The sequence below is a fragment of the Ancylomarina euxina genome (assembly GCF_003863355.1).
In the GTDB taxonomy this organism is placed as follows: domain Bacteria; phylum Bacteroidota; class Bacteroidia; order Bacteroidales; family Marinifilaceae; genus Ancylomarina; species Ancylomarina euxinus.
On record NZ_QQWG01000002.1, the window covers coordinates 1 to 12,485 of the forward strand.

The following is a 12,485-nucleotide window of genomic DNA, read 5'->3' on the forward strand; positions in this document are numbered from 1 at the left end:
CTTAACTCAACAGCATTTAATTTAAACTCTCTACTAAATTTTCGTCTCTCTTTTTCCATTTTCTAAGATATAAATTATTAAGATAATTATACCTTAACTCACTGTCCAAGTAAATGTAGCAACTCCAAGAGTACGCACGGTGGTGTGAGAGGGCGGGGGAGTAATCCCCCTACCTACTCGATTTGAAAATTATGAAGTCTGATTTGTAATTTTCCTGATCCATATTTGTTAACAATAAATATATTGTGAAATTTAGTTTAATTGTTTTAATGTATGGAAATGATGTTTTAGTCGTTTATTTTTGTCATTTAATCATCATGGGTCAGGTGCTGATTTATAGAATTTACTGAAAATAAATTATTCATATCAGTTTTTGATATCAATAGATTTATGATCTTATTTAGTTGTTAGTTAATTGATTGAAATTTGGATTAAGGAGTACTTATGTTTGATTAATGGATTGTTTCTATTGATAAGTGGTGCATTTGTTTGGAAGATGATTGATTTGTTGCGTAAATTGGATTAGTGACGTTAGTGTAAGTATTGTGTCTGTTTATCACAATAATTAAGTTGTTGGTCGTGAATTTGATTTGAGATAGAACGCCAGCCAACAAACGTCGATGTTGATTAATTTGTGTAATCAAAATCGTTGTTATGACTTATTTTCCTTTTTTTACGATAAAAACAAAGGTTATTTTTAAAATAGCCATCATCTTTTTTCTAGTTATTCTTTCTAATGCCGCAAAGGCTCAATTAGATCTAATCCACTATGTGCCACCTTTGTATGCAGGTACTACTCATGAGTATGATATTGAAGATCATTGGGTCGTTCTCACTACACCTTCAGAAATACCCATTGATGTTACGATTACGAAGGGTGATGGTACAATTTTTCAGGTTGTAAATGGTGTTTCAAAAAATACACCTAAATCAGTGGCACTGGGAAGTGGCACCTTGGTTAATCCACCTCTTGGCGTTGTTAATTACACGAGTTTAAATAAAGTCATAAGTGACCAGGGACTAATTTTTACATCAACCGAGGCCTTCTATGTGAATATTAGACACAAGTCAGAGATTCATGGCTTGTTTTTGACTGCTAAAGGTCAAGCAGGTTTAGGTACGTCATTTCGTTCTGGACACTTATTTAGTGTAAGAGGAGAAAACGTATATGGTTGGGGAAAAGATGGGAATTATAGTATTGTAAATCATAGAAGCCATTTTATATCTGTAATGGCTACAGTTGATAACACTCAAGTAACTTTTTCGGATATTAAAGTCGGTAACCTAACATCAGATACAAAAAATGCCCTTCCTGTAACAGGTGACATTACGGTAAATCTTAATGCAGGTCAATCCTATGTTCTAGGAGCTGATCACAAGTTCTTAACCGCGGCAGATGTTAATCGTTTTAATGGAACTCATATTACTTCAGATAAACCTATTGCCGTTAACTCTGGTTCGTGGACAGGTGGAGCATCGCTTAACTCCTGGCAAGATATTGGTGTTGATCAAATAGTGCCAGAGGATTTGGTGGGTAGCAAATATATTCTGCTTAAAGGTAAAGGTAATAGCGAGACTGAGCGACCCATTGTTGTTGCAACAAAGGATAATACAAATATTTTTGTCAACGGAAGTACTACAAAAATAAACCCAACGCCCTTAAATGCTGGTGATTATTATGCGATAGAAACGAGTTATTACACTGTTGATGGAACCATGTTGATTACCTGTGATAATGATGTCTATCTATACCAAACCACCTCAGCTTCCGATAGGACAAGCGGGAGTATAGATTATGCCTATGCAACGGTTGGTATGAATTTTATTCCAGCAATTAGTTCTTTAGGATTTCGTCAGGTTGATATTCCTTTTGTAAACCAAGTGGGAACTGGTATAGTAGCTATATATGCACAAAAGGGAGCAAACGTTTTTGTTAACAAATCGACAACGCCTTTGAGTCAATCGTCTGCCAAGCCGATTACAGGTAATGATGAGTGGGTTGTATATAAATATTCAACTTCAGATGAGAATGTGTCTGTCATGTCGAATAAGGCTATTTATGTGGCTTTATCAGTAGAAGATAATGCAGTAGGTGCTGCAGGTTATTTTTCGGGTTTTACTAAAGCCATTTCACCCATTATACCTGAAACGGGGATTGGGTTCGATCATGATTTAGGATACCTCTGTGAGAGTTATAATGATAAAATCGAACTTTCTGTTCAAAGTACACCCGAAGCTGACTTTTACGAGTGGTACAAGAATGTGATTACGCCAGAAAACTTACTGTTCAAAAACTCGAATTTAATTGTTGATGCTCCCAATGAAGAGACCAAGTATATTATTAAGGCTTATTTTCGTGATCCTAATCTGGATATTATTTATAATGGGAATTTTGCGATTGGACGTGGTAGTTTTGATTCAGATTTCGATTTTATGTCTGTTGGTAATTTAAGTGATCCCGGCAAATCTGTTTTATGCTACAATCCCCAGGATATAAATACACAGTTTCATAGTTTCAATGATAAAGATGGTGGTGGACTCATGTTGTTAACACATTCTTCAAGCTTTGGGACTAGTGATGTGATTTGGAAAAAAACAATCACAGAGGATATTAAGGATCAGGGTTTTATTTTAAAATTATACGGAAGAATGGCGCAGGAAGGTTATTCTCAACTTCTTGATATATATGTGAATAATGATAAAGTTTACGATAATTTCCTATTAGATGATATCAACACCTGGCAATCAGTAAAAGCTTTTTGGGCTTCAGGCGATGCTGAGAGTGCGAGTATCTCAATCGTTAATTCAAATCCAGCAGGGCAGGAAGGTCTATTTGCTATTGATAGTATCTCTTTTGTTTTAGCCGTTGAAGATCAGGCTGAATTCAATGCTTTAGTTGTTCCTAATTACAGTTATAAAGATTTTACTGAACCTCAACATTTTTGTGTTGGACAGTCAGGTCAGCTTGATATCTCAAATGGTGATGTGAGTTGGTACGATTATCAGTGGGAAAAGAAAGAGGGAGAAAACTATGCGCCAATTACTGATCCTAGTATAACTGGATTGACGACGCACAAAATTGAGTTTTCTGAAGTTAAAGAAAGTCATGCAGGAACTTATAGGTGTGGTATTAGTTTTAAAGAAAGTTTTCAGCAGTGTGGTGTAACTTCGGGAACAGCTTCGGTTGAAGTTGAGCTAGTTGCTGATAAAATGGCTACAGTCTTGATTAATGTAGATAACACGAAATTGTGTGAAGGTGATTTAGAGAGCTTGCAAGCGGTTGTCACTGGGACCTATTCTGATGTCAAGTGGTTTGTGAATGATGATCAGAAATATGTAGGAAAAGATTATTTATTTGACTTTCCTGCAGGAGAATATACCGTTCGATGTGAGGTTGGAAATGCATGTAGTACGCCATCAGATAGTAGAGACTTGTCTGTTTATGGTCGTCCGATATTGATTGATTTGCAACTTCCAACGGATTTATGCGATAAAGCTTCTTCAGATCTGACAGCTGTAGTGAATTCAGTCCCAGCAGGGGCCAGCTTAAGCTATAAATGGTATAGAGCTGAGACTTTACTTGCCACAACAAGTGAATCAAGCTATTCGGTTTTGGCTGATATGACTGATCCTTATTATAAAGTTGCCGTATCTGCAGTTTATAATGTTGGTTTGGCCGATGAGCATACTTGCGTTGGAAACCAATTGGTGAAAAATATTGGTCCTGATGATATTATTCCACAGGTTGATTTAACAGCTTTGGCTGATGTGACTTTGTGTGAAGGTGATTTGTATACCTATAAAGCAGAATTAGCGAATTCGGGTGATTACTATACTTACGATTGGGAAATTCCATTTGTAACAAGTGCTGATAAAACAGGTTCAGACTTTGTTCTGGGTTCAGTCAAAAGTGCAATGGCGGGGAATTATAAAGTAAGGGTTTCAAATCGCTGCGGTAGCCAAAGTTCAATGAGTATCTTATCCGTTAGTCCTAAATTACTTGTTGATGAAATAAAAATTGATAAAACAGGACCTTATTGCTTGAATGAAACGATAAAGTTCACCATAACAGATAATGGTGAAGCGAGTCTTTATTTTGCAGAGAATTTAACGACGGGAGAAATTATTAATCCAATCAGTAATCCTTTCAATTTAGTGGTTACCGATTTGAAACAAGGTCGTTGGAGAATTACGGCTGAAGCGACCTGTGGTACACGTGTTGATCAAGAATTTGATGTTTACTTATTGGAGAATTTTACTAATCCTACGATGGCTGATATTTCAACTTGTATAGGAGAGAATATTCAGTTTGAAGTACACATACAAGATATTCCAACGAGTTCCAGTTTGACTTATGAATGGACAGATCCATCAGGAAATCTGATCGTAAACAGTCAATCAAGTCTTGTCATTAATAATGTTCAATTAGCAAACCTGGGAACTTACTCGTGTAAAGTGACTAATAGATGTGGCTATTCAAAAACCGTAAATGCGAATATATCTGCCGATGAGGTGAATACTTCTCAAACTGCTGAAGCTGTTGAATTGTGTGAAGGCACTCCTAACTACCGTTTGGATATCGCCTATGAAGGTAATCCAACTTTCTCATGGTATTTTAATGACCCAAGTTCTGCAGTAATTGGGACAGATAGCTTTTATGAAATAGCAGAAGTGAAAGTTGAACATTCTGGAGTTTACTACTGTCAAATTACTCTTTCGTGTGGTGATATTATTACTTACCAGAGGGAGTTGGTCGTGAATGAGAATATAAGTGTTGTTGAAGTTAGTCCAGCTACAATAAATATTTGTGAAGGAGAACAGGCTGAATTGAAGATAAGTAAAGCAGGACAGGTTAATCAGATCGAGTGGTTTGATCCTTCAGGAAGTGTCATCGCATCTGCTATGGGGAAAACAAATATTCAAACTGGCGTTCATAACAGTGCAGGTCGTTTTATTTATAAGTATAAACTGAGTGGAGATTGTAATACGATAGAAGGTGATTTTGAGCTTCTTGTTCATGACAGACCAAGTTTAGCACCAATTGCTGATATTAACGCTTGTGAAGGTGATGTTGATTTGAATATGCTTATTACTGGCAGTGATTATTCAACCGCAAGTTGGTGGAATGCAGATGAAAGTATCAAATTAAATGATGGTCTTTCTCATACACTTGTTAATGCAAAATATCCTACGGCTTTTGGGAATTATATTGCTAAGGTCAATACATTGTATTGTGGTGATGTAAAAGCGACAGCTCAAGTGAGTATTTATGAACCGATTTCTATTATGTCAAGTTCGAATGTGAGTCCTACGCCTTGTGTGGGAGAGCCATTACGTCTTGTTGTAAATGGTAGCGGTGCTGGATTAATATATAATTGGTATAAGAATGATGCTCCAGCGGTGAGTTTATCATCAAATTCTACTCTTGATCTTGGAATGGCTGATCTGACTGATGAGGGGATTTATCGTTGTGAATTGATATCAGCAAATGCTTGCGGGAATAAGTTTCTTGAATTTAGTGTTGATGTGCGTGAACATGCAAGTATTACGATTCAGCCAAGCGATGTTTCTTTATGTGAGGGAACAGGTCCAGCTAACTTTTCTGTTAGTGCTATTGGAGAAGGAAGTCTAATTTATCAATGGTTTGATAAGAATAATATTGCTATGATAGGTGAGACGTCTTCAAATCTTCAAATTGTTGATCTTTTAGCGAGTAATGGACAAAGTTATTATTGTGAGGTAAGCGGTGATTTTTGTGATGCAGCTGTTTCATCAAAGGCTAGCTTAGAAACAAAAAGGAATGTGAATATTACTGAGCATCCTGCAGATGTTAAGATTGCTGAAGGTGGAGTTGCCATCTTTACTGTTAAGGCAGACGGAACGGAACCGATAGCTTATCAATGGTACTGCGATCCGACAGGGATAATGATAGGAGAAACGACATATACACTAACTATTAACCCTGCAACAATAGATTTGAATGCTTACGAATATTATTGTATTGTTAGTAATGCATGTTCTAGCGAAACGAGTAATAAAGCAAAGTTATTAATCGATGCTAGTGTTAAAATTACTAGTCAACCACAAAACACAGTGGTTTGCGAAGGTGATACGTTTGAATTTGTAATGGAGCACAAATCATTAAGTGCTGGCAAAACTTGCTATTGGGAATATAGCGATGGTGGGGCATTTATGGCCATTACTAGTTTGGCTAATCATACGATTATTTCGGAATCAAACAAAAATACATTGCGTATCAGTAATGCAGATATTTCTTTAAATACATATTCGTTCAAAGCGACAGTTGAAGGTTTATCAAATGATGAATCAGATGAGGTGAGTGTTAAAGTTTATCAGCCCATAACATTTGATGCTATAGATGATTTTGAAATTTGTAAAGATGCAGGGATTAATTTTGATTTGAAGAACTTGAATGGTACGACTCCATATTCTTTTGAATGGAAGGAAAATGCACGTTCGTGGACAAATTCCTCGCTTAATTTAAGTGGAACAGATGCTCTTGATGGGAATTATTCAGTTGAAGTTAGCAATGGTGTTTGCCCATCTCATAAAGAAGAATTTAAACTATCACATTTCGATGAGTTGATTATTAATGATATAACGGGTTCTGATCAACTGTGTCAGAATACTTCAGAAAATTTAGTGGTTGTGGTTAGTAAAGATGATGCATTGGTGGTCAAATATCAATGGTTCAAAAATGAGGGTGCTACAGTTTTGAGTAGTACTAGTACATACACTGTCGCTGGTCTTGATAAGTCTAGTGGAGGATTATATAAGGTCGAGGTTAGCGACGGTTGTATGACTAAAGTTAAAACGAAATTTATTTCAGTAGTTGATGAGGTTGTTGCTACAACAAGTTGGGATGCAGAAAAGAATCTGTGTGTTGGCGATGAGTTTTTATTAGATGCCCAAGTGAGTGGTGATAACCCAACTTATATTTGGACAGCACCTAATGGAAGAATCATTGGTAATGTTGCAAACTTGAAAATAGATGCTGTTATAGAGGCTGATTCTGGAATTTATAAATGTGAGGTAAGCGGAACTTGTAATGGATCAGGGAATGAAATTTTTACAACTGAATTGATAGTTAATACCGTTCCTTATATTACAGCAGGTTTGGATGGTTTAAGTCCTATTTGTGAAGGTGAAGATTTAAGCTTAGGCCCAATTGATTTTGCTGGTAAGGATGTTACAATTAATTGGATCTTGAGTGATGGTAGCCTTTCATCTTCTCATACTTATAATTTAGATTTAGACAAGGCTGAGATTAGTGACGAAGGAAATTATCGTGTAGAAGTGAGTAATGCTTGCGGGGATGATTTTAGTCTAGGCTTTCAAAAAGTCATTGCTCTACCAACTTTAGCTGCTATTCCAAGTAAGGAAGCTTGCCAAGGTGAAGATGTGGTGATAAGAGCAGAAGCAACAGGAGATAATCTGACCTACAAATGGTTTGTTGATGGAATTGAAAATTTGACTTATTCAGGAAAATCAGAATTTATAATAGAAAATGTACAAGCTGCTGATGTTAATGCTTTCCGTATTTATGATCTTGAGTGTCGTGTTAGTAATCTTGACGCTTGTGGGCTTGAGCTAATTGAAAATGCTCAAGTGATAGTACATCCCAATACAATTCTCCAATCTTCATTAAAAAGTGAGGTGGTATATGTTGGTAGTGATTATGAGTTTGTTTTGGATGTTACGGGTAGCAATCTAAGTTATGAATGGCATTACACAAATATTGATGGTGTTGATAGTAAACTAGGAGAAACAAGTTCAAAACTTGACTTGCAGAATATAAGCTTGGCAAATTCAGGAGAATATTCGTGTTATATCAGTGGTTCCTGCGGGAAACGATTTACTTCTGGATTCTTGACAGTAAAAGATCCACTAAAGATTATAGATGGCCTAAATAAACTGGCTGATATAGAAAAGTGTTTGGGTGATCCTTTAAGTTTAAATATTGAGGTAAAAGGAGAGGTTTATAATATTAACTGGTTTAAAGATGGTCTTAATTTGAATCATCATAGTTTGAGCTATTTTATACCTGAGCTTAATTATGCTGATTCTGGAGAATACCGTTGTGAAATAAATGGTGAAGGTGCCAGTTTGATTGAAACTGTAAATCTGATTGTGTATAGACAAACTGTATTAAACTCGAATCTGAAAGATAAAAAGTTATGTGAAAATGAGAATCTTCTATGGGTAGCTGATGTAGATGGTTCAAGCCTAATCTACGATTGGCAATATAAGGGGAATAGTATCTCTGGTGAGGCGTCGTTAAATATCTTGAATTTAGTGATGGATCAAGCAGGTGAATACCGTGTAGATATTTCAGGCAAATGTGGTGATGTAAGTAGTAAAGCACAACTAGACATCCAGAAACTGCCATATTATATAAGCCATACTGAAGGTGTTGAAGTTTGTGAAAAAACGGATGAAGTTAGTTTCCGTGTGAATTATGGAGGTGATAAATTAAGTTACCAGTGGCGTAAAAACGGGATTGATATCGAAGGTGCAACGAGTTCTGTATTAACTGTCCAAAATATTTTTCAGGCAGACGCCGGCATTTACTCTTGTGCTATTAATTCATCATGTAGTATAGAAATTACTAGTCCTGACATAATTTTATCAGTTATCCCAAGCTTACAGGTTTTAAGTGAAAGTGGTGATCTTGAGATTTGTGATGGAGAAGCTGCCGAGTTTTCAGTAGAGGCAGAAGGACGTGATATCCTTTATCAGTGGCAATTTAATGGAGAAAATATAATTGGTGCGAATAATTCGAGTTATCAAATCGATAGAAGTAACCTATCAAACAGAGGTTATTATACTTGTGAACTTTCTGATAAATGTATCTCGAAACGGTATTCAGACTCTAAACGCTTAGATGTGAATGCTCTTCCAAATACTCAGATATATGGTCGAATGGAACTTTGTGTTTTGGAGGATAGAGTAGCATATACTACTTCGATTCAGCCTAATATTAATTATTTATGGCAGGTTGAAGGAGGCGAATTCACGAGCGTAAATGAAGGTGCAAAGACTAAAATTACTTGGGGAGAACTCGAAAATGGGAATATAAGTATAAGAATTGTTGATGAAGAAACAGGTTGTTATGCTCAAATCGATTCTGTGGTTACACTTCATTCTTTGCCAGAAGTTAATTTATCAGCACTGGATTCTCACGGTTTGTGTGAGTCTGAATTCCAATTAAAAGGCGGATTTCCTGAAGGAGGTATTTATTGGGTAAATGGTGTGCGAGAAAGATCTTTTAATCCCAATAAAGGACATGGTGAATACCCAATACGTTATTCGTATACTGACGAGAACGGTTGCTCAAATACAACGGTAGAGAAGATAATGAAAATAGATTCATTGCCAGTCGTTAAGGCTATTGAAGATGTTAATGTTGGGGCATGTAAAAGCAAACAATTGTGGGCTGAAACTGAAATGAATAATATAAAATGGTCTCCGAGTCGCTATTTGGATGACCCAAATTCAAAGACACCCGTATTTACATCGGGTGAATCTGAAAGATATGTGGCTTTTGTAGTTGATAAGCATGGTTGTTTAGGAACTGATATTGTGAATGTCAATGTGGCTCCACTTCCTGTAATTACAACAATAAATGATACGATTATAGGTCAGTGTAAACCGTTGGTTTTAGCGACAGATATTGTTGGTGAGATTTCCGAAATTAATTGGCTTTCTGATAAGGATCAGTTCAGTAAATCAACTGTTCGTGATCCTCAATTAGAGAATTTGTCTGTTGGTATTCATAATTTTACAATCAATGTTAGTGATAGGCATGGTTGTGTTGCAACAGGCTCTGTAAAGGTTGATGTTAGAGCGAATCCGGAAATAGGCGAATCGAAATTCCTATGCGAAGGTGAAAGTTTTGAAATTGATACTCGCAACATGGAAAATGCTGTGTGGAATGATGGTTACAGTGCATGGGATAGAACAATTGATCAACCTGGAGATTATTCCTTAAGTGTTAGTAACGAATTTGGCTGTGTGGAAACGCAAGTGATTAAAATGAACCCAACACCACTTATTAATCTAAGAGATACGCTTATTTTTGAAGGGGAATCTGTAGTCCTAAAACCAAATTTAAATGAAGATTATGGCCCATATATTTACGATTGGGAAACGGGTGATGTAACTACAGAGTTGGAAGTGTTCGAATCGAATACATATCGATTGTCAGTTGAAGATGGAAATGGCTGTGTTGCTAAAGATTCTGCTATCGTCGTTGTAAAACCTATTGGAATAGAATCACCTAATGCATTTACACCTGGATCGGTAAATGAGAATGATCGTTTTTACTTGAAGAAGATCAATATTGAGGAAACTTTTGAACTCTATATTTATAATCGATGGGGAGAACTCATGCATAGAACATCAGAAGCAGGATATAGTGGTGGATGGGATGGAACATATCGTGGTGAAAAATGTCCAACAGGTGTCTATGTTTGGATTTTAATTCTAAATGGTGAAGCTACTGAAAAGGGGCATATGGTCTTAGTTCGATAAGTTTTTGATTTTTGAAAAATTAGGAATATCTTTCAATATGAATTAATTTGTTAAGTATATAAATAATAAAAGAAATAATTGTTCTTTTGTAGTACGTATCATATGCTATATAAGAATTATTATAGCAATAACATAATCATAAAAATACATGAATAAGTTTATACTCTCTATTATCTTTTTTGTTTTCGGATTAAGCTTAGTAGGGAGTGCTCAGGATATTCGTTTTTCTCAATTTTATGCGAATAAGTTATACTTAAATCCGGCATTAGCAGGCTCGAGTGATCACGCTAGTGTTAGTCTGAATTATCGCAATCAATGGCCTAATTTGGATTATCCATATGTGTCTTACAGTTTTTCATATGATAATTTCTTTTCGAATTTAAATGGGGGATTAGGTCTTCTTGTAATGCAAGATGATCAAGGTGATGGAGCCATAACAACGACATCCTTTTCGGGTGCATATTCATTCTTTTTGCGAATTAATAGTGATCTAGTTTTTCGACCAGCAATTCAAGCTGCTTTAATACAGAAAAAGTTAGACTTTAAGAATTTAATATTCCCAGATCAGGTTTCACCTATTTATGGAGATGTGTTTCCTCATAATACCTCTGGTGATCCAAGCAATAGAAGTTGGAATGGGATGGATTTTTCGGTGGGGCTAATGGCTTACTATAAAAACTACTATTTTGGTGCTGCAGCGAGCCATGTGAATCAGCCTAATCTTAGTTTTGATGATTTTGAGGATGATCAATTGAATGCCAAATATACATTTCATGCAGGAGCTGAATTTTCATTATCTGGAGACATTAGTGGTAATGGTTTGGTTCTGGCACCCGCTTTGTTATTTCAAAAGCAGGGTGAGTTTACTCAAATGAATTATGGAATGTATTTAAGTAAGAGTTCTTTGGTATTTGGCTTTTGGTTCAACCAAAACTTTCAGCTGAATTATGATGCGGTTATTTTGATGGCAGGTATTGTTACCGATAGATTTAAGATAGCTTATAGTTACGACTATACCATAACTCAGTTGGTACAGACCAACACAGGAGCACATGAATTATCATTTTCATTCCCATTGGTTATAGAGAAACGTAAAAGAAGACGTCGACCTAATCGGGTAAGGTATCCACAATTCTAGAACAAAAAAAAATAGGCTCATTCCTTTGAATGAGCCTGTTTTTTTATCAATTAATTGATCCTTATTTAATACGTTCGATATATTTTGTTCGAATTTGTTTAAGCATATCTACAGTCAAATTCTCAGCGTAAATCCGAATGATATCAATAGCTTTAAAATGATCGTAGATAAAGCCAATAGAAGCATCGAAGTGCAACAAGTCCATATTGTATTTTACTTGCTTAGTAAGCTGCTCAAATTCACTCCATGGAAGGTATTTGGGGATTTTAAAGTAGCCATGATTAGCCTCTACGGTATCCAAATAAAAATTGTCTTCTATTTGTTCCAATGAGAAGAATTTATTTAAGCGAGTTATTCCTTTAGGGTGATTAAATTTTGAAGGTTTATCCTTAAAATTAATACCTAGAGAAACGTAATATGCTTGCAATTCCTTGATATCTGCATATTGCTCAATATGACGAACTCGAATAACATTGTGAACGGTATTGAAAATAGTAATCGTACCCAGTGCAGCATGATATTTTTTATTGGTATCAGCCATAATTTTTTGTGTGGCACGAGTGAATTGCTCCAAATCGTAATGCTTGTCAGTTACCAAGTAGATATAATGAGGTGTGATATCCTTTTGTAAGCTGTCGTAATATTCATAAAATCCAGGGAATGGATTCAATGATTCAAGAACAAAAGTATTAGGAAGTACAGCACCTTCAATAAGCTCAAAGGCTTCTTCTTTTATAAGGCTTCCATATTTAATTTGTGTGGTTTCAGTCATATATAAGAGGGATTTAGTGGT

General features: G+C 35.9%; 3 protein-coding genes. 2 read left to right on the top strand and 1 reads right to left on the bottom strand.

The features are described 5' to 3' along the window. Window positions 1-654 precede the first annotated feature (654 nt). Both DWB61_RS02285 and DWB61_RS02290 read left to right on the top strand, forming a co-directional pair. A complete protein-coding gene (locus DWB61_RS02285) occupies window positions 655-10,554 on the top strand; it encodes a T9SS type B sorting domain-containing protein (RefSeq protein ID WP_125029278.1) in 9,900 nt (3,299 codons plus the stop codon). 148 nt (window positions 10,555-10,702) lie between these two features. Then, entirely contained in the window at window positions 10,703-11,692 is a 990-nt protein-coding gene (locus tag DWB61_RS02290) for a PorP/SprF family type IX secretion system membrane protein (protein WP_125029279.1), read from the top strand. Between the two features lie 61 nt (window positions 11,693-11,753). Here the strand turns inward: DWB61_RS02290 and DWB61_RS02295 are convergent, their stop codons facing one another. Then, on the bottom strand, window positions 11,754-12,464 hold the full coding sequence (locus DWB61_RS02295; protein ID WP_125029280.1) for a hypothetical protein: 711 nt from the start codon (window positions 12,462-12,464) through the stop codon (window positions 11,754-11,756). Between the last annotated feature and the right edge of the window lie 21 nt (window positions 12,465-12,485).